25 protein-coding genes are annotated in these 25,785 nt (G+C 33.9%); 13 read left to right on the top strand and 12 right to left on the bottom strand.

Going from position 1 to position 25,785, the window contains the following annotated elements; translation table 11 throughout:
• Position 1: 1 nt before the first annotated feature.
• The 3 genes from J3T98_RS09380 to J3T98_RS09370 all read right to left on the bottom strand — a co-directional run bounded on the left by J3T98_RS09380 (position 2) and on the right by J3T98_RS09370 (position 4,169).
• Positions 2-1,717, bottom strand: a complete 1,716-nt coding sequence (locus tag J3T98_RS09380) for a hypothetical protein (protein ID WP_267362697.1) — start codon at positions 1,715-1,717, stop codon at positions 2-4.
• Positions 1,714-3,459, bottom strand: a complete 1,746-nt coding sequence (locus tag J3T98_RS09375) for a hypothetical protein (RefSeq protein WP_267362696.1) — start codon at positions 3,457-3,459, stop codon at positions 1,714-1,716. The genes J3T98_RS09380 and J3T98_RS09375 overlap by 4 nt, the downstream gene beginning before the upstream one ends.
• A 152-nt stretch (positions 3,460-3,611) precedes the next feature.
• Positions 3,612-4,169 carry a JAB domain-containing protein gene (locus J3T98_RS09370; protein ID WP_267362695.1) on the bottom strand — a complete coding sequence of 186 codons (558 nt, stop codon included), beginning with the start codon at positions 4,167-4,169 and terminating at the stop codon, positions 3,612-3,614.
• 194 nt (positions 4,170-4,363) lie between these two features.
• On the opposite strand from J3T98_RS09370, the gene J3T98_RS09365 reads away from it, so the two are divergent.
• Together J3T98_RS09365 and J3T98_RS09360 are read left to right on the top strand one after the other, a co-directional pair.
• Entirely contained in the window at positions 4,364-5,056 is a 693-nt protein-coding gene (locus J3T98_RS09365; RefSeq protein WP_267362694.1) for a hypothetical protein, read from the top strand.
• 182 nt (positions 5,057-5,238) lie between these two features.
• Positions 5,239-6,006, top strand: coding sequence for a hypothetical protein (locus tag J3T98_RS09360; RefSeq protein WP_267362693.1), 768 nt, complete (start codon positions 5,239-5,241; stop codon positions 6,004-6,006).
• 332 nt (positions 6,007-6,338) lie between these two features.
• On the opposite strand, the gene treC is transcribed toward J3T98_RS09360, so the two are convergent.
• The 3 genes from treC to treR form a co-directional block, all read right to left on the bottom strand.
• Positions 6,339-8,009, bottom strand: a complete 1,671-nt coding sequence (treC, locus tag J3T98_RS09355) for an alpha,alpha-phosphotrehalase (protein WP_267362691.1) — start codon at positions 8,007-8,009, stop codon at positions 6,339-6,341.
• A gap of 69 nt (positions 8,010-8,078) precedes the next feature.
• A complete protein-coding gene (treB, locus tag J3T98_RS09350) occupies positions 8,079-9,506 on the bottom strand; it encodes a PTS trehalose transporter subunit IIBC (RefSeq protein ID WP_267353744.1) in 1,428 nt (475 codons plus the stop codon).
• A gap of 162 nt (positions 9,507-9,668) precedes the next feature.
• A complete protein-coding gene (gene treR / locus J3T98_RS09345) occupies positions 9,669-10,625 on the bottom strand; it encodes a trehalose operon repressor TreR (RefSeq protein WP_267362689.1) in 957 nt (318 codons plus the stop codon).
• Between the two features lie 197 nt (positions 10,626-10,822).
• Here treR and J3T98_RS09340 point away from each other — a divergent pair, with 197 nt between their 5' ends.
• Positions 10,823-11,353: a hypothetical protein gene (locus J3T98_RS09340; protein WP_267362688.1), complete on the top strand. Its 531-nt coding sequence runs from the start codon at positions 10,823-10,825 to the stop codon at positions 11,351-11,353.
• Positions 11,354-11,440: 87 nt separating this feature from the next.
• On the opposite strand, the gene J3T98_RS09335 is transcribed toward J3T98_RS09340, so the two are convergent.
• Positions 11,441-11,776: a winged helix-turn-helix transcriptional regulator gene (locus J3T98_RS09335; RefSeq protein ID WP_065562514.1), complete on the bottom strand. Its 336-nt coding sequence runs from the start codon at positions 11,774-11,776 to the stop codon at positions 11,441-11,443.
• 177 nt (positions 11,777-11,953) lie between these two features.
• On the opposite strand from J3T98_RS09335, the gene J3T98_RS09330 reads away from it, so the two are divergent.
• From J3T98_RS09330 to J3T98_RS09320, 3 genes are all read left to right on the top strand, one after another.
• Positions 11,954-12,589, top strand: coding sequence for an NAD(P)-dependent oxidoreductase (locus J3T98_RS09330; RefSeq protein WP_065562515.1), 636 nt, complete (start codon positions 11,954-11,956; stop codon positions 12,587-12,589).
• A 332-nt stretch (positions 12,590-12,921) separates the two neighbouring features.
• Positions 12,922-14,289: an allantoinase AllB gene (gene allB / locus J3T98_RS09325; protein WP_267330835.1), complete on the top strand. Its 1,368-nt coding sequence runs from the start codon at positions 12,922-12,924 to the stop codon at positions 14,287-14,289.
• Positions 14,290-14,331: 42 nt separating this feature from the next.
• Positions 14,332-15,714: an NCS1 family transporter gene (locus tag J3T98_RS09320; RefSeq protein WP_065733626.1), complete on the top strand. Its 1,383-nt coding sequence runs from the start codon at positions 14,332-14,334 to the stop codon at positions 15,712-15,714.
• 34 nt (positions 15,715-15,748) lie between these two features.
• On the opposite strand, the gene flhA is transcribed toward J3T98_RS09320, so the two are convergent.
• The 5 genes from flhA to flgA form a co-directional block, all read right to left on the bottom strand.
• Positions 15,749-17,830 carry a flagellar biosynthesis protein FlhA gene (flhA, locus tag J3T98_RS09315; RefSeq protein WP_416380649.1) on the bottom strand — a complete coding sequence of 694 codons (2,082 nt, stop codon included), beginning with the start codon at positions 17,828-17,830 and terminating at the stop codon, positions 15,749-15,751.
• Between the two features lie 15 nt (positions 17,831-17,845).
• Positions 17,846-18,976: a flagellar biosynthesis protein FlhB gene (gene flhB / locus J3T98_RS09310; RefSeq protein WP_267330837.1), complete on the bottom strand. Its 1,131-nt coding sequence runs from the start codon at positions 18,974-18,976 to the stop codon at positions 17,846-17,848.
• A gap of 137 nt (positions 18,977-19,113) precedes the next feature.
• On the bottom strand, positions 19,114-19,548 hold the full coding sequence (locus tag J3T98_RS09305; protein WP_065562519.1) for a flagella synthesis protein FlgN: 435 nt from the start codon (positions 19,546-19,548) through the stop codon (positions 19,114-19,116).
• A gap of 22 nt (positions 19,549-19,570) precedes the next feature.
• On the bottom strand, positions 19,571-19,858 hold the full coding sequence (flgM, locus tag J3T98_RS09300; RefSeq protein WP_267362686.1) for a flagellar biosynthesis anti-sigma factor FlgM: 288 nt from the start codon (positions 19,856-19,858) through the stop codon (positions 19,571-19,573).
• 78 nt (positions 19,859-19,936) lie between these two features.
• Complete coding sequence (gene flgA, locus J3T98_RS09295; protein ID WP_267357884.1) at positions 19,937-20,599, bottom strand: flagellar basal body P-ring formation chaperone FlgA; 663 nt, start codon at positions 20,597-20,599, stop codon at positions 19,937-19,939.
• Positions 20,600-20,749: 150 nt separating this feature from the next.
• On the opposite strand from flgA, the gene flgB reads away from it, so the two are divergent.
• Genes flgB through J3T98_RS09260 form a run of 7 tightly spaced genes read left to right on the top strand, consistent with a single transcriptional unit; the run spans position 20,750 to position 25,778 of the window.
• Positions 20,750-21,154 carry a flagellar basal body rod protein FlgB gene (flgB, locus tag J3T98_RS09290; protein ID WP_267337178.1) on the top strand — a complete coding sequence of 135 codons (405 nt, stop codon included), beginning with the start codon at positions 20,750-20,752 and terminating at the stop codon, positions 21,152-21,154.
• Positions 21,155-21,156: 2 nt separating this feature from the next.
• Positions 21,157-21,564 (top strand): flagellar basal body rod protein FlgC, encoded by a 408-nt coding sequence (gene flgC, locus J3T98_RS09285; protein ID WP_370632647.1) that lies wholly within the window; start codon positions 21,157-21,159, stop codon positions 21,562-21,564.
• Positions 21,565-21,577: 13 nt separating this feature from the next.
• Complete coding sequence (gene flgD, locus J3T98_RS09280; protein WP_267362685.1) at positions 21,578-22,297, top strand: flagellar hook assembly protein FlgD; 720 nt, start codon at positions 21,578-21,580, stop codon at positions 22,295-22,297.
• A 16-nt stretch (positions 22,298-22,313) separates the two neighbouring features.
• Positions 22,314-23,525, top strand: coding sequence for a flagellar hook protein FlgE (gene flgE, locus J3T98_RS09275; protein ID WP_065562525.1), 1,212 nt, complete (start codon positions 22,314-22,316; stop codon positions 23,523-23,525).
• Between the two features lie 14 nt (positions 23,526-23,539).
• Positions 23,540-24,289, top strand: coding sequence for a flagellar basal body rod protein FlgF (locus J3T98_RS09270; protein WP_267362684.1), 750 nt, complete (start codon positions 23,540-23,542; stop codon positions 24,287-24,289).
• 18 nt (positions 24,290-24,307) lie between these two features.
• Positions 24,308-25,090: a flagellar basal-body rod protein FlgG gene (flgG, locus tag J3T98_RS09265; RefSeq protein ID WP_065562527.1), complete on the top strand. Its 783-nt coding sequence runs from the start codon at positions 24,308-24,310 to the stop codon at positions 25,088-25,090.
• Between the two features lie 10 nt (positions 25,091-25,100).
• Entirely contained in the window at positions 25,101-25,778 is a 678-nt protein-coding gene (locus tag J3T98_RS09260) for a flagellar basal body L-ring protein FlgH (RefSeq protein ID WP_081299484.1), read from the top strand.
• Positions 25,779-25,785: the final 7 nt, after the last annotated feature.

The following is a 25,785-nucleotide window of genomic DNA, read 5'->3' as shown; positions in this document are numbered from 1 at the left end:
TTTAATTGGTTTCAGTTTTGATTAAAAATTTAAAGTAATCTATTGGAATAGGTAAGCGATAATGCCGACAAGCGGTTAGTATTATCGGGTTAATTCCATATTTTATAGCACTAAGCTCTTTAAAATAAGGTTCACTATCGCAAACATTCAAAACATCCGCCAAAAATTGCTCAGGATCTTGTTTAATGTTTAAAGAGCTTAAAGAACTACCATGAAGATCTTCATTAGTATAAAATAAATCTTCAGATGTTGAATCAGGATACCATAGTTGAAAATTACAATGTTGTATTATCAAGTTTTTGATGTCCTGAATATCTTTATATACGTCTTTTAGATCAAATAAAGAAGCAAATAAAGCAATATAGGGATATAAAATACTGCTAGCTGTTGCTTCTTTTCTATATTCATCACTCATATTTTTAGGGTGTCTGATGAGTTTTTCATAATCTTTAAATATACAAGGGTATATAAGATGTTGACCTAGTTGAAATCCAATGGATTTTGTCATTCCAGATAACCAAGTGTGAATAAATTGTTTTGTGTCAGGCAAACTTACAAGAAAAAGCACCGCTAATGAAATATCAATGGCTTGCTCATCTAAACATGGTGAGTACAATATTTGATTGTTGCTGATAAAAAGAATAATTGCATCTCTATAGTAATGTAGTTTTTGAATTAAACTTTGTCCAAAATCACCATCACGTTCCTCTAAAGATAATTTAGTAAATATAAAACTATTCCAAAAGCCGTATAATGCTAATCTTCCTAATATATCAAATAATTTTAGGTTTATATCTATTGGGCAAATTGATTTTATTGCTTTTGATAACCCATAATATTTATTAACGTGAGGAAGAATTTTTGTATCTAAAAAAGTATTATTGATATTTAAGGTTAACATCCAATAGAACTGAAATAACTCTAAAATACCACTAACTTTCTTATTTTTTTTCTTTATATTGTAATATTTTTTTATTTTATCCCATAGAATAAGTAAAGACTGTTCACTACTTAGGCATGCACTTTCAAGATTATTTTCACTTTTAGACCAAGATATTAAAATACCTAAACAAAGATATAACTGCCTGACTGCTTTTAGACATTCGTCATCATTTTTGAACTTTTTATTAATTAATAAATGAGTTAGACGAGAAAAATATTGTTGGGAAGATTCGGGTATATCGATCATTGCTAGAGACTTTCTCAAAAGGCTTTGACATTCATTTGGAAGCAATTGCTCTCTTAAGAAGTGCTTTTCAATTAATGAAGATAAAACTTCACCATTCCATTCAGAAAAAGTGATATTTTCTTCTTGATATTTATCTTCGTAGCTTGTGACATCAACCCTAACATCCTCTTGCAAATCACCACCAAAACATAAACAAATTTCAATCTGTTTATCCTTATATTTAGGAGGGAGATGACAACGAATATAAGTCTCGCGAATTTGATCTAGGGAGGGTCTTAAATCATTTTTATTTCCACTATTCCAGTCCTGATTGCTTAGATTTCCTGCTTTAATGGAAAATAAATAGACTTTTGGCTTTTCCTTTCCTATTTTACCGTATGCAGCAACATCAACGCCATATTGTTTATTCCCTCTTCCGGGCTTGGAAAAAACAGTTAAGCCCATTTGAGATAATAGATTTGGGACTAAAACATCAAGTTCATCTCTTTCGTTTAAGGTTTTTAAATATTCTCGAATAATTAATTTCATAAGATATATTCCTGTACTCGAAAGGTAAACAAAAGATACTCTAAACTACTATTATCAACAACACTTTGTAATGGTAATTCGGATGAGTAGCTATATTTTTGCATAGGTGTTTTTTGAAGAGCTTTGCTTCCACCATTTATACCACCACAATAATAAAGAGAATTATTTCCATACAAATTTATAACTGTTGGTATTGCTTCTCCAAACAATGAGTTTTTACGAACATTCTCATTTATTTGATCATTTATATCACATCGATATTTATGGTATTTCTCTTTTTGGGGCAAACTTGGATGAAGTTCAGAAATAGTTTCTTCAATCTCATTAATTTTTAAAAAATCTTTATATTTTTCTACTAAATTAGAGGTGATTTTTTTTATTTTGGGTGTAAATGATTTTCTATGTTCATCAATGAAATCTTGGAAAGTATTTGGATAGTTAAGAACTACAGTGCTAAAAAGCAAGTTAATAATTTTATCTTTTTCTTTTTTATTTTGAACAATGTCTAATAATGTCAATATAAAACTGATTATTGATGTTGGAGAAAAAAATAACCAACCACAAACTTTCTGAGCAAGGAATAAACAAATGTTTTTTTTGTTCAAATCCAAAAAAAAGGTATCGACAGTTATTGTTTTATCATCTTTATGCCGATGATTAATAATATCAGAACAATTTCTTTGTAATATATATTCAGATGATAGTAACCATTTTGTGATTAGATAATTAGAAAGCTTTTCTGATTCTGAAATTGAATACAAAGTTGATTCAAAAGATGTTAACAAGAATTTATTTCGATCTTTTATTAACAAATTTTCTAGTAAAAAACATGCTTTGATGACATTAGATTCAAAAAGTTTTTTTATGCTTAGATCAATTCTTGTGAGACACTTCTCTAAATTTAAAAGATCTAGCTTAATGATCTGATCTACAATTTTATTGGTTAAATAGTTGGGAATATTTTTGATATTAAAAATAAGGCCTGCTGTTATTTGTATTACATTATCATCTTGTTTTAACCAAATTTTATCCGCTAAATTAGTTATTATTTTTTCTTTATTTAGGAAATGAACACTTATTATTACAAGCAAATAAAGAATATTACCATGTATTGAACTGTTATCATTTTGATCAATTATCTGTTCTACTTTTTTTAGAATCTGATTAATATCTTTATCTTCAATATTACCAATGAAAGATAATTGGGATAATGTAAACAATAGTTGCTGTTTTATTGAAATATCTATTTTAGGATCTGTAATAATATTTATTAAATTAGTAATTCGATAATTAAAGGTATTTATATCAAATGTGCTTACAGATGTTGAGAGTAAACTACCAAATTCATCCAAATTGGCTAAGACTAAATTAAAAAATTGTTCAGCCTTATTTTGATCTTCACTACATAATCGCCGAATAGCCATAGTTTGTTCAATAATTAGTGAGCATTTCATTAATGTAAGGAGATCAATATCTAACTCCATTAATAAATTATCTAACCAAATATTTAAACAATATAATTGATGACGTTTATTGGTAAAACTGTCTTTATTGTAGTTTAATATTGCATCAATAATATTGATTTTTCCTGAACTATGTAGATCTTTAATAATTAATATCAGTTTTGACTCATCTGAAAGTTTTTTAATCAATAGATCTGCAATTGTAACTAATAAACAATTATCTTGTTGCGCAAGTAAAAGTTCATTTTTTATTGAATCCATATGGATACCATTATTCATATAAAATAGATAACTTAGTGATTATAATACTTCAAAAAAATAAAAATTTTGAATATTTACTAAACAAAATTTAAGCGTTTTTACTAACAACCCTCTCCCCCCTTCACCGTTATCCCCAAAATCTTAGCAATATCTTCAACCGAAACACCTTTTTACAACAAAGCAGTAATCAATATTTTCTTTTCAGTCTCAGCTTTTACTTTTATTTCTTTCGCTTTCTGTTGAGCTGTTTTTGTTTTATCCCTTTCAACCGCCAACTTCTCTTTAGCAATCAACTTTTCTTCCTTACGGATGCGTTCAACCACTTGATAAGTTGGGACGTATTTTAGGCTTTGTTCTAACTCGTCCATAAGTTTGGTACTGCGGAAGCTGATATAGGATTTTGGGGTGATGATTAGATGGTCGATTAGATCGATATTTAGAATACGTCCAACTTGAATGAGGCGATCGGTGATATCTTTATCGGCATCCGACGGCGTCAGCGATCCTGACGGATGGTTGTGAACTAATATCACCCGTGAGGCGTTTTTCATTACCGCAACACGAAATACATTCATCGGTTCAACGTCGACCGATTTATAACTGCCAAGTGCAATCAGTTCAATATACAGGATATAACCAGCTTGATTCATCCCAATCATACAAAGATGTTCTTTTTCTTGGTCGATTTGGTTATCACGCAATAACACACGTTGCATAATGCTGTACACATCGTCCGTGCCTTCATCATGCTTGGTGAGTTTTATATCCATCGTATCACCTTGTAAAATCAGTTAAAAAATAATATAGCATATTCTGTTTAGGCTGGGCAGTCGTTAATTAAACAATTCCAACTGTTTATTTTTTAGGTTATAGTGTTTGTGAAAATTATTGAGGAGTCTATACCGTTATAAGGAGCGTAATAATGTATCATGCAATTTTACCGAGTAAGCAACAGCCTGCTGCAGAGCGATTTTTGCATCAGTTGCCCAAGTTAGTTGCAGCAAGTCCTTTATGCCAGTGCCTTAAACCTACATCATTGCTGATTGATATTGCTGCGTATACCTTAACGGCTCAGCCCCACAGTTTTATTGCTGCTCAATTCAACCTGTCACCACGAGCAGCTCGTAGGCGGGATAATGTTATTCGACAATTGCTGGAACAGCATGAGCCTGACCTTTATCAAGCGGTATTAGACCTTGAGCAAACCACCCCTGACCAGGTCAGTCAGCAAGCGCAAGCATTTAAATCATGGCTTAAAGATTTGCTCAGTACAACCGTCATGCCTTGCGATTATTGCGAATCACCTCTGACGGTTCGTATTGGTCACCGCCTTAATTTTCGTTGCCGAAGCTGTCGACGTACGTTTAATCCGCTCAAAAAATATCAATTAAATCATTTATCTCATTGCGAACTGTGGTTGCCTTTTGTTGACTTATTGCTACAAGGTGAAACCCTTAAAACCGCTAATCAGCAATTAGGGATTAACTCCAATACCGCCGCTAAATGGAAGTCCTGTTTTCTGTGGATAATGGAAAAGCAAGGGTTTTCCATATTGGCGAATTATTGCCGAGTAAAGCGACGCCAACGTTATCGGCAAATTTGGTTAAGCATATAAACTGATGTGATTTTTTTACAGATTAGTGAATTAAATTTTAACATTGGCATCAATGATTCTAATGTTAAAATTATTGAGATGTGTATGCTACTTTAATGTAAATAATCATACTTAAGTAACACATTATCAATGATAATGAGTAATATGCATAAAGTACTTCATAAAATTAAGGAATAATGGAAATGGAAAGGGATAGACAAAATTATTTAATCTTCAATTCAAATGATTTACTGAAGTTATCACTAATTTGTTTTACAGTAATGCACACTATTCGAATATTAATAGAAGCCCCATATGCTTTGCTAGTATTTAATAAAGGAGTATTGTTATTTTGTGGTACCTTACTGATTTTAGTTCTAAATATTGTTTGTATAGTTATATCGTTATACGTTTTTTTTCGTGTTATTGTGCAAATATTTATTCCCCAAAGTGATATGAATCAAAATGATCATACTTCGATAACTTTTTTTAGTTTATTTTTATATGCACTAGGTCATTTATTTCTTTTGTACCTTTGTATTTTTTGTACAGGAGATACTGATTTCTTATTTTGCTTGGTTGTTACTTTACCAATATTGTTTTATTCATTTATCAATTTAATTGGTGCTGTATTTATTTTTATATTAAAAATAATTAAAAAAATCATTCTGTTTTTTATTGATAAAGAAGATAAATCAAATGAACGCAAATTTATGTTCACTCATTTTTTAATGAGTAAAAAATTCTGTTATTTCAATAAACTGCTTAATTATATAACATTTTTTTCAATTTTTTATTTATTAATAGCTACAACTGTATTACCCATTGCTTTGCCATTGCTTGGTATAGAATGGTTTATTATTGTTTGTTGGGGTTATCTTTTAAACTTTATTGGCGCAATTATTCTTTATATGTTGTTTTGTCTTAGAAACAATCACCAAGATGATAGAAATAAGAAAAAACACAACTAACCAAAACTGTTCTATTTGTAAAAAATATTGTGGAGTCTATACCGTTTTAATATTTACACTGATTAATTTATTTTGCTAATAAGTAAGCTGTATCAAAAGTAGTTGATCTAAATTATTACAAATTTTAATTAATATGCAGGGGTATTTTTTATAATTGACATTAAATATTAAAAAATAATCAGCTTATAAGTAGATTGTAATCATTATTATCAATCTCTAAGCAATAAGAGTATAAGTGTTTATTTTTATAACAAACACTACACTATTTATCTACCAAACCATTTAATTCAAGAGATTTATTTTGAATCATTCCCTCTTTTTCGATGTATAAATTATAATAGATGCAACCAATACATAGCCTCATAAGGTTGCAACTCCATTTCTGGCTTTAATACAGTTTGGTTTTCATAATTACCTAGCAATCTTTGCCAATGACTATTTTCTAACGCTTTAGGCAATTGCCATTTAACCGTATTTTCGGTCAGATTGGCTATCACAAGTAACGTTTGATTATTCCAATGTCTGATATAGCACCAACAATCAGCATTATCAGGCGTTAGATCTTGATAGTCACCGAAAATAAAGATCGGGTATGTTTTTCGTAATGTGATTAAAGTTTGATAGCAATAAAAAATGGAATTAGGATCGTCAAGCGCTGCTTTAACATTAATTTTCGGGTAATTGTTTGCCACCTCAATCCAAGGTTTACCTTGGCTAAATCCGGCGTTGGCGGTGTTGTCCCATTGCATTGGCGTTCGGCTATTGTCTCGTGATTTACTGGCAAGAATCGCTAACATATCAGACTCTGACATCCCTTCGGCAATTTTTTCTTGATAGATGTTAAGACTTTCCACATCTTTATATTGCGAAATATCGGTAAAATGGGGATTGGTCATCCCGATCTCTTCACCTTGATAAAGATATGGCGTGCCTTGTAGTCCATAAAGAATCATTGCCAGCATTTTGGCCGATTCGCTGTGGTATTGGTCTTCATTACCTAAACGTGACACAATGCGAGGTTGATCGTGATTACACCAGAAAATCGCATTCCACGCTTTACCGTGCATACCCTTTTGCCAATAGCCAAGTATCTTTTTGAGTTCAAGTAAATCAGGCTTAGCCTGCGTCCATTTTTCCCCATTTGGATAATCAATCTTTAAATGATGAAAATTAAACGTCATGGTCAACTCTTTGCCATCCAATGCGGCATATTTTTGGCAGTTTTCAAGCGTAGTAGACGACATTTCACCCACTGTTTTTAAACCATTAGGTTGAAAAACATCTTGGCTTATCTCTTGCAAAAATTCGTGTATTTTCGGGCCGTCTGTATAATATCTTCGTCCGTCACCATTCACGTCATCCGGAAAGTCTTGCTGTTTAGAGACCAAATTAATCACATCAAGCCTTAATGCATCGACGCCTTTATCCGCCCAAAATTGACAGACGTTTTTAATCTCTTGGCGAACGGTTGGATTTTCCCAATTGAGATCGGCTTGCTGTTTTGCGAACAGGTGTAAATAGTATTGTCCTGATTGCTCATGCCACTGCCAAGCATTACCGCCAAATTTTGACCGCCAATTGTTGGGTTCTGAGCCGTTAGCTTTGGCATCTTTCCAAATATAAAACGATCGAAATGGGCTGGTTTTATCTAAGGCGGATTTAAACCATGGATGCTCTGTTGAAGTGTGGTTAAATACCATATCCATCATAATACGGATATCACGTTCATGCGCCTGCTTAACCAATAATTCAAAGTCGTCCATCGTGCCATAAGCCGGATCAATATCATAATAATCCGATACATCATAACCATTATCAACTTGCGGAGAGGGATAAATTGGCGTTAACCAAATCGCACTAATTCCCAGATTTTTCAGATAATCTAATCGACTTATGATACCTAATAAATCCCCCGTTGAACTCGCACCACTGGCTTGAAAACTTTTGGGATAGATTTGATAAATAGTACCATTTTGCCACCAAGGGATTTCGTTCGTATTCATTGTTTGCTCTTTATTTTTAATCAGTAAAATTAAATTCACATAAAACGGGTGAATTACTATTTATTATCATTATTGAATATTTAGTGTGCCTTTTTTCTGTTTTATTTTATAAACAATGATGGTTAATGCGATTGGAACAATAATCGCTACTAGCATTGCTAAGGCATAAATTGACCAATAAACAGGTTTTATTGATAAGATACCAGGCAATCCTCCCACACCGATACCATTAGATAATACACCATATAAACCACAGATTAATCCAGCACTAGCCGCACCGACCATGGCACAAAACATTGGGAATTTATAGCGTAAGTTTATACCGTACATAGCTGGCTCAGTAACACCTAGATAGCCGGATATAGCAGCAGGAATGGAAACTTCGCGCTCATTATGTTTTCGACTGATCAAAATGATGCCAACAACGGCTGAAGCTTGAGCAATATTGGATAAAGCAATGATTGGCCAAATTGGTGTACCGCCCATACTTTCTGTCATCTGCATATCGATAGCTAATGTAGTATGGTGAATTCCAGTAATAACCAACGGTGCATAAAAGAATCCAAAAATTGCCGAACCAATGAAGGCATAATCACCAGTCATTAAGTATTTAACCACATAAGCAATACCATTGCCTAACATTCGTCCGATTGGCCCTAAAAGAAAATGTGCAAGGACGACGGCTAATAGTAGTGATACGATTGGGACAATCACTAAAGTTAGGTAATTAGGGACAATTCTACGTAATCGAGTTTCGATCCATCCCAATGCCAAACCGGCAAAAATAGATGGAATCACTTGTGCTTGATAGCCGACTTTTTGAATCGTAAACCAACCAAAATCCCACACTTCAGGAACGATTTTCCCTAGATTATAAGCATTCATCAGTTGTGGAGAAACCAGTGTTATGCCTAAAACAATCCCTAACACAGGAGAACCGCCCATTTTTTTGACTGTAGACCAGCAAATAGCCACCGGTAAAAAGTGGAAAATCGCTTCACACGGTAACCAAAGAAAACTATGAATAGGTACCAACCAAGTATACGTGTCAGTAAGCGGTTTATCGTTAATAGTTGGCATTTCACCAATTACATTACGCAAGCCGAGTAATAAACCACCCGCAATCAGTGCAGGTAATAATGGTACAAAAATTTCAGCTAAATTTGAGATTAACCGTTCAAACCATGACATATTTTGTTTAGCTGCGGCTTTTGTTTGCTCTTTGGTCGCTTCGTCAATATTTAATTGCTCAATCAATAATTTGTAATAACTATCCACATCCGTTCCAATAATAACCTGAAACTGCCCGGCATTATTAAAGCATCCTTTGACAAAAGACAATCCTTCAATCGCTTCAACATTGGCTAATTTGGGATTAGCAAGCGCAAACCTTAATCTTGTCAAACAATGGGTAACACTAGCAATGTTTTCTTTTCCTCCAACAAGTTCAATCAATTGCATAATTGATTTTGTTGAAACTTTAGGTGCTTTTGCCATTGTTAAGTCTCCTTATTTTCAATTTAAGCCAAAATTTTTTAATTATTTCGACCCTAATTTGGTAACAATTAAGCATAAATTGAATTATTATTTAAATAAATGGGAACGTTCCCTTTTTGTGATAAACCTCACAATTTTAGGCAATATATCACTCAAAAATAATTAAATGAGTATTTGGGAAGGAACCGTAATAATTTTAGGTTTTGCTCCACTTTGTAGTATTTGCAATAACTCGTTTGCAGCATAAGTACCAGCTTTATCAAAACCAAGATCGACAGTAATCGTTTTGGTAAACAAGAATTTAAGCAGCTCACTACTACCAATGCTAATAACAACAATATTATTGATATTTTTTTCAGATAAGAACTTATTTAGACCTAAAGCAATTGAATCGGTAGCACAAATGATTGCTGTTGGTGAATCAACCAATACTGACTCGGCAAGCTCATAACCAGAATAATAGCTTAATTTGCCAAGCACCGCATTTGGCTTAAGTTTATGAGTATGACAAAAATTAGTGTACGCTTGGTAGCGTAATTCACCAGTAGTCTGATCTTGTTTAGTAATACCAATATAGCCAATTTTTTTATGCTTTTGATATAAATAGGTTAATGCTTTGTTTACCGCCCCTACATCATCATAACAAATGCAAGTATAATCAGAAAAAGGCCTAGCAATAACCACACATTTATCTTGCCAAAATGCCAGTCGAGAGCTATTCAATCCTGTAAAAGCAAAAATCACTACACCGTCAGCTTGCTTTTCTTTTAACATTGTCAGGTGTTCTTCGACTTTTTGCGGGCTAAATTGGCTCTCAATGATAATCGGATCATACCCATTTGCATAAAAAACAGGCAACATGTTTCGAACTGCATGATTTTCGGATATGGAATCTAGGCGAGTAACAATTATACCAATCACTTTATTACCATAACCACGCATTGCTCTAGCTGATTTGGATGGGGTAAATTGATATTGTTCAACAATTGCCATCACTTTGTTACGTGTCGATTCCTTCACCATTGGGTCGTGATTAATAACTCGCGAAACAGTGGATTTACTTACCCCGCTCAATTTGGCAATATCTTTAATGGTTAAATTCGGTGATGGCTTATTCATAATCAATTTTTAGAATGAAAATCAATTAAATCATAGTAATATAGTTTTAACAAAATGGCGATAGGGTGGCTAGTAAGTTAATATCAAAATTATTAACTATTACTTATTCTTCATTTATAATTGGATTGAGATTTTATAGAGAAATAAAACTTAAATGAATCAACAAAGCATTAATAACCTTATATAGACAATGAATTATGAAAAAATCATATTTACTTTTAGGTTACACGCTATTTTTTTTGAGTTTATCTGGCTATGCGTCTAGTGATGACACGAAGAATATAACAGAACAATTTAGATCAGCTTTATTATGTCAGTCAAAGCCTTTTGCCATAGAAGATAAAAAGATCATTGCTGAACTTGCAAAACAAAAAATTACTATAAAAAAACAAGATAGTATAAATGAAATCGAATACTATTTTGAGCAACCTATCAAAGTTAAGAATGTATGGGTTAATATGATTCGTTATGAAAGCGATAATTTTGTCACATCTTTTTATGCTAAAGCCAAAGGTGATATGTACAAGTTCGCTAAATTGATTGAGGTTAACCCTATATTACGCAGCTGTGAAGAACCCATTCCTTTGGATGATACCGATATATTCCGAAAGGAAATTACCCCTATTACTGACAATAATCTTTACCCAGATACAATCGTTATTGGTCAGGATAAAGATTCAAAGCCGGATGAATTTTATTTCATATGTTCTAAATTTGAGGCTAATTAGCCATAATTTTTTGCTTAATGAAAATCATGCTATTAGTTTACTAACATTACTTATGTATAAATAGAAAAATTATTTTATAAATGAAACCTATTTATTAGCACTTTGTTTTGATTTATAAGCACTTCCCCACGCTAACATAGCATCATGCACTTGTTTTAAACTTTGCCCGACATCGGTCAATGTGTATTCCACTTTAGGTGGTACTTGGGCATAAACTTTGCGGCTGACTAAGCCGTTTTTTTCCATTGTTCTTAGATGTTGGGTTAAGACTTTTTGAGATATACCGTTTAGTGATTTTTTTAATTCTCCAAAGCGTTTTGTACCTGTTAATAAATCACGAACGATTAAGACTTTCCATTTATCACCCATTAACATAAGGGTAATTTCGACAGGGCAAGGAGGTAAAATTCCGTTGAGTGACATTAGTTAAAAATCCTTTAAATTCAATAACAGTATCATTTCGGTAACTATATTACTGCTTGGTACCTACTTTACAATAGATACTTAGAATATTAACCTAAAAATATCAAATTGTTAAAAGATTTTTCCAATTTAAAACCTGAATCAAACAATACTTATAAATTAATAAAGGAGTAAAAAATGAAAATTGCGGTTATTGGTGCTAGTGGTAAGTCAGGTAGTCTGATAGTTAAAGAAGCAATTGCGCGTGGACATGATGTAACGGCGATTGTTCGTAATCCCAACGCTCATGTTGACCCTAAGGCAAAAATTCTAGTTAAAGATCTGTTTGATCTAACTTATGAAGATTTGAAACCTTTTGATGTCATTATTGATGCTTTTGCAGCATGGACACCAGAAACCCTTCCACAACATCAAACTAGCTTAAAACACTTAACTGATATTTTAAGCGGTAAACCTAATCGTTTATTAGTTGTTGGCGGTGCAGGTAGTTTATATGTCAATCCTGAGCATACTATTCGTTTAGTTGACTCTCCGGATTTCCCAGATGAATTTAAACCATTAGCCAATAACATGGCAAAAGCTTTAGATCAATTAAGAACTTGTAATGATGTAAATTGGACCTATCTAAGCCCAGCAATTGAGTTTATTGCTGACGGACCAAGAACTGGTCATTATATTGTTGGTGGCGAGCAAATTTTGGTTAATAGCCAAGGGAAAAGTCAAATCAGCTATGCTGACTATGCAATCGCGATGATCGATGAAGCGGAGAATGCAAAACACATTAAACAACGTTTTACTGTAGCTACTAAATAATATTTTCAAGGCCTTACATTAGTAGCGATAACCCAAAGGTTAACTTTAATGTAAGGCACATAATCTAATCATTCCAATGTTTTATTCGATTTTCCTATCTAATCACCCAAAATGGTGCAAAAAAATTAACCAAACTGATTTAAATGGATCATTTTAGTGCAATTACACTTACAGAAAACCAAATCATGTCAGTTATGACTTACTTTTTGATTTAGTGGCACGTTTATTGCATAAATATAAAGATTATTATGAAAATTTGATAAAACAAATAATACTGATAATATGAATGATTATGTGTCTAATTTGTAATCAATTTAGTTGGGAAAATTATTATGCAGTACGATCTCATTATTAAAAATGGTCTTGTCATTCTCGAATCTGGCGAAATTTATACCGATATTGCAATAAAAAATGGCAAAATTGCAGCAATTGGCCCTAATTTAGTGCAAGCCGATGAAATTATTGATGCTAATGGCTTAATTGTTAGTCCCGGAATGGTTGATATTCATGTTCATATTAGTGAACCTGGTGGTGTTCGTCATGAGTGGGAAGGCTATATCACAGGAACAAAAGCATGTGCAAAAGGTGGCGTAACAACCTTTGTTGAAATGCCTCTTAACCAACTCCCTGCCACTACTAGTGGCGAAACTCTTCGTACCAAATATGCTGCTGGTGAGGGAAAACTTTATGTCGATGTAGCTTCTTATGGTGGATTAGTTCCTTATAACCTGACCAATAATGGTATTGCAGAACAAGTCGAAGAAGGTGTCGCGGCATTTAAATGTTTTATGGCAACCTGTGGTGATCCAAACCTTGACGGTGATTTTGCCAATGTAAATGATTACGCATTATGGGAAGGAATGCGCCAAATTGCTAAAACCGGTAAAGTGCTAGCTATCCATGCAGAAAATGCTGCAATTACTGATATTTTAGGACAACAAGCTAAAGCACGAGGCGAAAGTAAATTATCACAATATGTAGCAACCCGTCCGGCATTTACTGAGGTTGAAGCAATTCGTCGAGCAATCTTTTTCGCTAAACAAACTGGGTGCCCAATTCATATATGCCATGTCGCTTGTCCAGAAGGAGTTGAAGAGGTTATCAAAGCTCGTCAAGAAGGCATTAATGTGACGTGCGAAACCTGTATCCATTACCTCTATTTTACTACAGACCAATTGGATGCTATTGGACCAATTGCAAAATGTTCACCACCAATCCGTGATCAGCAAGCTCAAGAAGGATTATGGAAATATCTATTTGCTGGCCACATCATCACTGCGGTGTCTGACCATTCACCATGTACTTACGATTTAAAAGACAAAGCCAATGCCTTTGATGCTTGGGGCGGAATTTCTGGTGTTCAAAATAATGTGGATATTATGTTTGATGAAGCCGTACAAAAACGAGGTATGTCATTAAAACAATTTGCCGATATCATCGCTAAAAACCCAGCTGAAAGATACAACTTACCAACTAAAGGTTCAATTCAAGTAGGTAAAGATGCTGACATCATCTTTATTAAACCTCATTCTAGCTATGTATTAAAAGAACAAGATCTCGAATATCGTAATAAATTTAGTCCTTATGTAGGACGACAAATTGGTGCACAAGTTGTTCAAACATTATTACGAGGCAAAACTATTTATCAAATTAATGCCGGTATTAATTCAACACCAAGAGGTGAATTTATTCGGCGTTAATAATGGAATTGAAACGACAGAAATAAGTAGGGAAGGAAAGTCATGAAGAATAATACAGCACAATCACCAAATACATCTATGCAGATTGATAGTTCTTTATTACCCAAATCTAGCAAAGATCGAACTATGAATCCTTTAGCCTATTCTTTTATGTGGATTGGCGATGGCATGAATTTGGGTAATATGACCTTAGGTGCAAGCTTAGTTGTAGCTGGTGTTGCCACCATGAATATTTTCCAAACTTTTGCCGCAACGTTAATTGCAATATTGATTATTACGACGATTTTTGTTTTTAATGATCGCTTAGGATATCGCACAGGTATTCCTTATGTGGTACAACTTCGCATGTCATTTGGTATAAAAGGCGCTATTATTTCTTCATTACTTCGCGGTATTCCTGCTATTGTTTGGTACGGATTTCAAAGTTGGATAGGTGCAACTGCGCTCAATGAAATTATTAGAATATTATCTAATGGTGATTTTAATAATATATTTATCTGCTTTCTTATTTTACAATTTTTCCAAATCGCTTTGTCGCTTTATGGATTCCATGCAATAAAATGGGTAGAAACGTTAATTTCAATTGTTATTCTTTGTGCGTTAATTTATGTCTTTATTATATTACTCAATAATCATCAAGAGATTATTATAGACAAATGGGTAAATACCGAAGGGACTTGGGGATTACCATTCTGCGGCTTCATTATGATGTTCTTAGGTAATTACGCTGCAATTTTTCTTAGTGCAGCTGATTACTCACGAGAACTAAAAGCTGGTTTTAGCGATAAAAAAAGGGGGCTCCTCTATTTTCTACCAATTTTTGTTGCTTACGGTTTTATTATTACTATTGGTGTGATGTTAGCTTCAGTCACAGGTAACTCTAATCCAGTTAAAGCATTTGCGATTGTAGTAAATAATCCATATATCACCATCGTGGTATCATCCTTTATTGTATTAGGCACCATTGCTGTAAATATCGTTGCTAATATCATCCCACCAGCTTACGTAATTACGTTATTAACAAAAGCTAAATATAAAGTAGCAGTAACCATTACAGGATTATTAGCTATCGCTTCTTTTCCTTGGGTTCTTGTTCAGGATACCTCAGCAAAAGGATTAGGTTTGTTTATTCTAATTTACTCCGCATTTTTGGGACCAATTGTGGCAATTTTGTTGGTGGAATACTATCTGTTACGTCGCCAAAAAATTGATGTAAATACACTATATGATAACAACGGTCAATTTGCTGGATTTAACCCCGCTGCTATTCTAGCGATGCTTATTGGATCAGCAGCTGCATTTTATGAAGTGAGCTTAACATGGATTGTCGGCTTTGTTGTTGGTGGTATAAGTTATATATTGCTCACCAAATTCTCATTTAAAAACTCACCTTTCAAAAAAGGGACAATATTTGAAAAAAAATAGATTAAATGACGATCAATATTGTGCAGTAAATTTATCATAATTCACTGCCAATTTGATATGTCACTTGGATCTTTCGGTTATCAGGTATTTCTAAATTAGATAACACGGCTAATTGAGGAAAATTAGGTCTTAAAAACTGAGAGAGCATAGCTCTTAATGTGTGATTAACCAATAAAACAGGCGGCGCTCCCATTGCATCTTGCTGATTTAATGCTTGTTTGAGTTGTTGAAGAATATGTTCTGCTAGTCCCGGTTCAACATTACTAGTATTTTGCAAAGCTTGCAGTAATATTCTTTCTAAATCAATATTTAATCCAATTACTCTTATCGGTTCCGTCCCAGGAAACCATTGTTGGGTAATCACACGCCCTAGCGCTATTCTAACAATACTGAGTAAATGATAGGCATCATTTTGATTTGGTGCCTGTTCGCAAATCGTCTCAATAATTGTGCGCATATCACGAATCGACACTTTTTCAGAAAGTAAGTTTTGTAGAATTTTATGAAAAGTAGTTAAAGGCACTACGTCAGGAATAAAATCTTCGACTAATTTAGGAATATCCTGCTTTATTCGATCCAATAATTCTTGTGTCTCTAATCGTCCCAATAAATCACTGGCAAATTGATGTAACAAATGATTGAAATGGGTGGCAATCATGGTACTAGTATCAACAACAGTGTAACCCAATATTTGTGCATTTTCTTTGTCATTTTCATCTATCCAAACAGCAGGTAAACCAAAAGCCGGCTCAATAGTTTCAATGCCTTCGATAGTTTCGGTTACTGTGCCGGGGTTGATCGCTAACCATTTATTATTCATAATTTGGCCTTGACCAATTTCACCACCTTTTATAAAAATTTTATATTGATAAGGTGATAACGAGAGATTATCGCGAATATGAACTTGAGGCGGTAGAAAGCCTAATGTTTGCGCAAACTTTTTACGCAAACTACGAATTCGACCAAGTAATTCACCATTTTGGTTTTGATCAACCATAGGAATGAGCCCGTATCCAACTTCCATCGCTAAGATATCTTCAATATTGACATCAGACCATGAAGCGTCAATATTTGTTGGCGCTGCAACACTTTTGGGTGGAGCGGCAACTGATTTCTCAACTTTCTTTTGTTTGGTTAACCACCAAGAAATTACTGATAATACCGCAGTAAACATTAAAAATACTAAATTTGGCATCCCTGGAATAAGTCCAAGCAAACCAATAACAACCGCAGTTAATATTAATACTTGAGGATTATTAAATAACTGTTTGAGCATTTGATCGCTAATGTTTTCTTGTGAGGTAACCCGAGTCACAATTACACCCGCAGCGGTAGAAATAATCAGTGAAGGGATTTGTGCAACTAGACCATCACCAATAGTCAATAATACATAGGTTTTACTCGCATCAGAAAATGTCATACCATGCTGCATTACCCCAACTAATAATCCACCAACAATGGTTATGGCCATAATTAGTAATCCAGCGATGGCGTCACCACGTACAAACTTACTCGCACCATCCATTGAGCCATAAAAATCGGCTTCCTGAGTAACTTCCGCGCGCCGTGCTTTGGCTTCATCTTCACCAATTAATCCAGCATTGAGATCAGCATCAATTGCCATTTGCTTACCCGGCATACCATCCAATGCGAAGCGAGCACCAACTTCAGCTATCCTACCAGCACCTTTAGTGATTACCATGAAGTTGATAATCACTAAAATAATAAAGACAACAATGCCAATAGCGAAATTACCGCCCACTAAAAAATGTCCAAAAGCCTCAATAACTCTACCTGCTGCATCACTACCAGTATGACCTTTTAACAGTACAACCCGAGTTGAAGCAACATTTAGAGATAGTCGTAATAACGTTGCAAAAAGCAGAACGGTAGGAAACGCTGCAAAATCTAAAACCCGCTTAGTAAACAAGGCAACAATCAAAATTATAATTGATAATGCAATATTAAAAGTAAAAAACAGATCCAATATAAATGCAGGTAAAGGTAATACCATCATTGAAAGAATCAATAAAATAAGCATTGGCCCTGTTAAAATTCGATAATGACCACTTTTTGATAGATTTACTGATAATAAATTAGCTAATTTTGATTTCATCATAGAGATTTACTTTTACTCATTCACGGATAAAGATTCAGGGATCGGTATATTCGTTGGTTTTTGAGGCTTATCACCACCATGTTTATGCCAACGTTTTAATTGATAAACCCAGGCTAAAATTTGCGCAACGGCAGCATAGAGTTCGGCTGGAATGGTTTGTCCTATTTCACCATAGCGATATAAAGCCCGAGCGAGAGGAGGAGCCTCTAATTGTGGAATGCGATGCTCTTGGGCAATTTCTTTAATTTTGATAGCGATATTGTCGGTACCTTTAGCTATCAGTTTAGGGGCAGACATAGTTTTATCATCATATTGTAGTGCAACCGCATAATGAGTTGGGTTAGTGATAATAACATTGGCTTTTGGTACATCTTTCATCATTCGACGTCTTGCTATTGCTTGTTGCATCTGGCGAATGCGGCCTTTAATTTGTGGATTACCTTCTTGCTCCTTGAACTCGTCTTTAATCTCTTGTTTAGACATTCTTAATTTTTTTAAATTACTCCAGATTTGATAAAAAATATCAAATCCAACCATAGGAATTAAAGCTAAAATAGTTAATATTCCTGAATAAATAAGCAGTTGCATAACGTTAGATAATGCACTATTTAAATACATATTTGGCAGCGAAAGCATATTTGGAAATTGATTGATTAGAAACAATGTAACGGCAAAACCGATTAAAACAACTTTAAGCAGGCTTTTAAATAACTCTGAAAAAATTCGAATACTAAACATTCTTTTAAATCCGCTAATCGGATTCAATTTACCAAAATTTGGTTTAATTGATTGCAAACTAAAAAGTAAACCACCAACTCCCATAGGTGCAATGATGGCAATAATGACTAATCCGAAAAAAATAGGTAAAATCGACCAAAATCCAGCGGTTAATAAATTAATTAAATTGAAAATAATTTGTTTATCATCATCTGTTCGGTATGCAACCAACATAGCGTGTTGAATAATTGTTTTTAAATTAGCAACAAAATGACTGCCCATCATCCAAAATAATAGGATACTAACCAACAAAATAATTAACGATGTTAACTCGCGAGATCGTGGGATTTGTCCCTTTTCCTTGGCCTTTTTTAATTTGCTGTCGGTGGGTTGTTCGCTTTTATCTAGATCACTATCATCAGCCATATCTTAATTAAATCAATTTTATTGCCTAATTACCGTTTACAGCACAGTATGAACGCAACTTGATAAAGTTATTGGCTTAATAAGACCCTAATTTAATAGTTATTTATCTCGTTTACCGTAAAACAACTTCAAAATGATTAAACTTTAGCGCGTTTAGATGAAATAGTTTCTGGTTGTTGATAACCATTATGGGTATAAACAGCAGGATTATTCATGCTTTTCAAATAATCTATTGAATGTTGCGTTACGTTCATTCGATTTTGAATAAGCACTCCGTTTTCCCGATTGATTTGAGCTAATCGCTGAGTCATTTTTGTGATAGCTTGCCATTTTAATGCTAACTCTTGTTTTTCACTATAAGGTGATTGAATATTGCATTGCTGACTAACTTTTAGTCTTTTTTCATCAAGTAATTTTAACTCAATAAGTAATTGGCTTTTTTGGTTTATAATTTCACTCAATTGATTTACTGAATTATTTTTAAATAATATTTGTTGTTCAGCTTCTAAAATATCTGACAGGGCTTGTAACATAACTGTTACATTATTAAAAATGTTATCTAATTCTAACATGACGACATTCCTTCAAAATCAATTAGATTTCAATATTTTCGAAAGTTTGCTTAATAATTTCATCGGCAATTTTATTTGGATTGATCACTAATTTACCTTCAGTAATGGCCTGTTTTATCTTTTCAATTTTACTAATATCGATATCATTTTCAGTTGAATGCAACAATGCTATAGTATTTTGGCTTAACTTAACATTCAACGTTAAGTTACTTGAGTTTTGCACAGATGCATTAGTTTTTTTATTTTGCTCATTTATACGATTAAGTACCCCTGATACGGCGGTAACCATTTTTGTTGCATCTATACTCATAAAATTCCTTCAATTAACGTTGAGGTTTATAGGGGAGGTTTAATCTAATTATCGGCAAAAATCAGAAAATCATTAATTTTATTTGTTTAAAATTGTGATACCTTTTTCTGTAACAACACCCTGAACAATATTACCTGTATTAAGTTTGATATTTATTAATTCACCCAAGGCACCATTGCTTAGTGTTTTGCCATTAGCAGCAATTGAATACCCCTCACCATTAACAATTACTTTTACTGTTTGACCTGCTTTAACATGCCAATTTTTTTGTAACATTGAATTTTTAATAGGCTCACCATTATTAATATTTCTTAAAGCAATATGATTGATAACCTCTGATTTATTCAAAATTACAGCAGGTGGTAATTTATCTAACCGCCCAGATTGCATTTTCACTTGCTGCTCTGTCATTAATGTTCCTGCACTTATCGGCTGATTCGCCATAACATAACTCCCAGTAACAGCAACATAAACTTGAATATATTTAGTAATGTTTTCACATTTAGCAGTAATAGTTAAATTACCCCAATGCTTATTTTTATTTAAAATCGCAAATGTTGGTGAATCACAATTTAACTGAGGTTTCAAAGTGAGGTAATCAATAGCAATATTATCAATATTAGCTTCGCTAATTTGTTGATAGATTAGATCACTAATCTGTTTTTCCATTGAGTTAGCCAAAGCTATTTTTGAGCTACACAACACACCTAAAAGGCTTAGATATTTTATAAACTGAGACATATTTGTTCACAACATTATTGATAACTAAATTTTACTTTATCAGCTTATTTATTGAATGTTGAAATAAGGGCAATTTTTATCGTTATTTATACGATGATTTTTTTTTGATTTGCTTAAAATTCTCTACATAAAAAAAGATGAGATGATTTTATGCTAAATAAATTAGATACTTTTGTTAACTTTCATCAACAAGCATTAAATGTTCGTGAAAAACGACAAAATATACTTGCGACCAATATTGCCAATAGTGATACACCTAATTATCAAGCTAGAGATATTGATTTTAATATTGAATTAAAAAAAGCTATCAATAATCAACATACGCTTAATAATATAAAGCTTAATATAACATCAGCAAAGCATATCCAAACCATCGGCTCAGCAGATTATCAACTTCTGTATCGCATTCCTTATCAATCATCTGCTGATGGTAATACTGTTGAAATGGATCAAGAAAGAACAGCTTTTATGGATAACAGTATCCATTATCAAAGTAATTTAACATTTTTAGGTGAACAATTTAAAAATGTAATATCCGTATTACAGCAAGGATAACCATTATGAGCTTCTCTATTTTTTCTATCTCTGGTTCTGCCTTAATGGCACAAACTCAACGAATGAATGTTAGTGCGAGTAATTTAGCAAATGCTGATAGTGTTACAAGTACTTCAGGTCAAGCTTATCGAGCTAAACAAGTTATTTTCCAAGTCGATGATAATAATTATCCCAATAGCGTAGCTGGAGTAAAAGTATCTGAGGTCATCGAAGACCCATCACCAATGAATTTAGTCTATGACCCTAAGCACCCTTTAGCTGATGAGAAAGGTTACATTCAAAAACCTAATGTAGATGTAGTGGCAGAGATGGTCAATACCATTTCAGCATCTCGTAGCTACCAAGCAAATGTGGAAGTCATTAATACCGTAAAAAGCTTAATGCTTAAAACACTTACCTTAGGGCAATAAAGGGGCTTAATTCATGGGTATTTCGAATGTACCAGTTTCAGAATCGTCAAATATGGCTAGTCCACAAGCAGTGAGGAAAGGTTCATCTGATGGTAATTCTAGTCAGGAATTACAAGATAACTTTTTAACATTACTTATTGCCCAAATGAAGAATCAAGATCCAACTAATCCAATGGATAATAGTCAGTTAACCTCGCAATTGGCGCAAATTAATACATTAGCAGGCATTGAACGACTTAATACAACGTTAGGTATGGTTTCAGGCCAGATTGACGATAGTTTATCAGTCAATGCGAGCAATATGATTGGTAAAGGCGTTATGGTTCCTGGTAATAAAATATTAGTCGCAACATCAGAAGTAGAAGGTTCAGAAAGTGAAAAAGAAACCATTACTACACCATTTGGTTTTGAACTTATGCGTGATGCTGATTCGGTGGTCATCACCATAAAAGATGAAAATGGTAATGTTGTACGTGAAGTTGATCTTGGTTCCATCCCTGCTGGTGTTAGCTCTTTTACTTGGGATGGAGAACTTAACGATGGAACTTTAGCTCCAGATGGTAGCTACACGTTTTCAGTGAATGCTACTTACGAAGGGCAAAAAGTCACATCAATACCATTAGCTTACTCTGTTGTTTACGGAGTAATTAATAGCAAAGTTAATAATAAAGTATTACTTGATTTAGGGATACTTGGTTCAATTAGTATTGACGAAGTGCGTCAAATTCTTTAAAGGGGAATAAGTTTATATGGGATTTTCTCAAGCAATCAGTGGTATGAATGCCGCTTCTAAACAATTAGATGTTATTGGTAATAATATTGCCAATTCTGCAACAGTTGGCTTTAAAAGTGCTAGTATTTCATTTGCTGATATCTATGCCGGTTCAAAAGTAGGGATGGGTGTTAAAGTTGCTGCTGTTATGCAAAATTTTAATGACGGCACAACAACCTCAACCAACAACAGTTTAGATGTAGCGATTTCAGGTAATGGATTTTTCAGATTAGTTGATAGTAGTGGACAAATCTACTATACCCGTAATGGTCAGTTTCAATTAGATGCTGAACGTAATATCGTATCTGCTGACGGTTTCAACTTGACTGGTTATCTTGCGACAGGTACTCCACCACAAATTCAACAAGGTTCAGCACCAGGCCCATTAAAAATTTCACAAGAAATGTTAAATGCATCAGCAACCAATAAAGCTGCTTTGCAAACAAATCTAAATTCAAATAGTAAAGTTCCTGAAAAACAACCCATTAATGCAACAGATGCTGACACATTCAATTATTCAACCACTATCACCACTTATGATTCATTAGGTAATCAACGTAATGTTCAGCTTTTTTATGTAAAAACAGCAGATAACCAATGGGATGTTCATTACCTTGATAGTAGCGATCCTAATGCAACTCTACAAGCATTAGGAAAAATGGAATTTGATTCATCAGGCAAATTAATCAGTGATCCAGAAATGACTATCAATATTAATGGCATAAATGGATCAGAAGATAATAGCTTTACATTATCACTTGCAAACAGTACGCAACAAAATATGGGTAAAGAAGTCGGTAGCATAAAAACGCCTATCGTAGATGGTTATGCAGCAGGTGATTTAGTTGGTTATAGTATTAACAATGATGGCACTATTTATGGTGTTTATTCCAACCAACAAACCATGTTATTAGGTCAAATTGCCATGGCTGATTTTGCCAATGTTAATGGATTAGAGTCAGCAGGGAATAATAACTGGCGTTCAACACTTAATTCTGGTGGTGAAGTATTAGGCTCAGCCAATACAGGTACTTTTGGATCATTAGCCAGTGGTGCCGTTGAATCATCTAATGTCGATATGAGCCAAGAATTAGTCAATATGATTGTTGCTCAACGTAATTATCAATCTAATTCTCAAACCATTAAGACACAAGATCAAATTCTTAATACATTAGTTAATTTAAGATAATTTAAGGAATATTTATGGATCGCGTTATTTATACTGCCATGTCTGGTGCAAGCCAAACATTAAATCAACAATCCATAACCAGTCATAACTTAGCTAATGTATCAACAGTAGGCTTTCGTGCTCAATTAGCGGCAATGAAAGCCGTTCCTATTGTGGGTAATAGTATGCCAACAAGGACCATGGTTGCAGCAACCACGCCTACCTATGATTCAACAATGGGTGCATTTAATTACACTGGGCGAGATTTAGACGTTGCTTTATCAGAAGATGATTGGCTAGCTGTACAGTTAGCTGATGGTAGTGAAGCATATACTCGTAACGGTGCGATTCAAATTGATGAAAATGGCACACTTAATATCCAAGGTCATCCATTGCTTGGTGATAATGGCGTATTAACAGTTCCTCAGCGTTCACAGGTTAGTATCAGTGCCGACGGAACTTTATCAGCGTTAGGTGCAGGTGATAAACGCACAACCATTGCTCAAGTTGGAAAAATAAAGAAAGTTCACCTTGAACCTAATGAGTTGGTACGTGGCGATGACGGTTTTTTTCATGCAACAACTGTTAACAATCGTGGTGCAGTATTACAAGATAATCCTAACGCAAAACTAATGTCTGGAGTATTAGAAGGCAGTAATGTTAATCCTGTTACTGCAATGGTGAATTTGATTAGCCATTCTCGTCAATTTGAAATGCAGATGAAGCAAATTACTACTGCCGATGAAAATGCACAAAGAGCCAATCAAATATTATCGTTAACATAATTAAAATAGGAAAAAGCAATGATTAAATCATTATGGATTGCAAAAACTGGGCTAACTGCACAACAAATGAATATGGATATAATTTCCAATAATTTAGCCAACGTTAGTACTGGTGGCTTTAAACGCCAACGTGCTGTTTTTGAAGATCTGTTATATCAAACTATTCGTCAACCTGGTGCTCAATCATCTGAACAAACAACACTACCCTCTGGATTACAAATTGGTACCGGTGTTAGGCCTGTAGCTACCGAACGAATCCATAGCCAAGGAAATTTAGAATTAACTGATAATAGCAGTGATATCGCTATTAATGGACAAGGTTTTTTCCAAGTTCTGATGCCTGATGGAACGCTAGCTTATACTCGAAGTGGCGCTTTTCAAGTTAACCAAAATGGTCAATTAGTTACTGCTGCTGGTTACGAAATTCAACCAACCATCAACATTCCATCAAATGCGATAAAAATGACCGTGGCACGGGATGGTATTGTTAGTGTGACTTTAGCCAATCAATCAACTCAAGTGCAAGTTGGTCAATTAACATTACATACTTTTATTAATGATACTGGATTAGAAAGTGTTGGTGAAAATCTCTATTTAGAAACCGAAAGCTCCGGTGCTCCAACTGAAAATACACCGGGATTAAATGGTGCTGGATTGCTGTATCAAGGTTATATCGAAACCTCTAACGTAAATGTTGCAGAAGAGTTAGTTAATATGATTCAAGTACAACGTGCTTACGAAATTAACAGTAAAGCAATATCAGCGTCTGACCAAATGTTGCAACGTTTAAATCAGTTATAAAACTATGATAATGAGATATCTTTATATTTTAGTAATGATGTTATTAGTCGGTTGTAGCCAATTACCTAAAAAGGCATTAGTTGAAGGGCAAACCAGTATTGTTCCTCAAATGCCAGAAATTGTTAATTCAAGCGGCTCAATATATCAAGCATCACAACCAAGTAGTTTTGGCTATCAACCAATGTTTGAAGATCGTAGACCTCGCAATATTGGTGATGTATTAACTATTGTATTACAAGAAAATGTGAGTGCGAGTAAAAGTTCATCTATTAATGCTGGTCGTAATGGTGGGGTAAATTTAGGTGTAAAAACTGTTCCTCACTTTTTAGATGGATTAGTTGGTCGAGGCAAAGTAGATACTGATATCTCAGGCAGTAACGATTTTAAAGGTTCTGGTGGCGCTAATGCAAAAAATACATTTAGTGGAACCATCACCGTCACCGTTCAAGATGTCATGATTAATGGCAATTTAAAAGTAATTGGTGAAAAACAAATTGCAATAAATCAGGGAACAGAATTTATTCGATTTTCAGGCGTTGTTAACCCAAGGACAATAAGTGGTAACAATACCGTTATTTCAACTCAAGTTGCCGATGCTCGCATTGAATATGTAGGTAATGGCTACATTGATGAAGCTCAAACTATGGGTTGGTTACAACGCCTGTTTTTTAATCTTTCACCATTTTAATGAATCT

Origin of the sequence: Gilliamella sp. B2772, from assembly GCF_026536985.1 — a bacterium.
In the GTDB taxonomy this organism is placed as follows: Bacteria; Pseudomonadota; Gammaproteobacteria; order Enterobacterales; family Orbaceae; genus Gilliamella; species Gilliamella apicola_E.
Note: the sequence above shows the minus strand (reverse complement) of the source record. Positions and strands in the feature narration are given on the sequence as shown.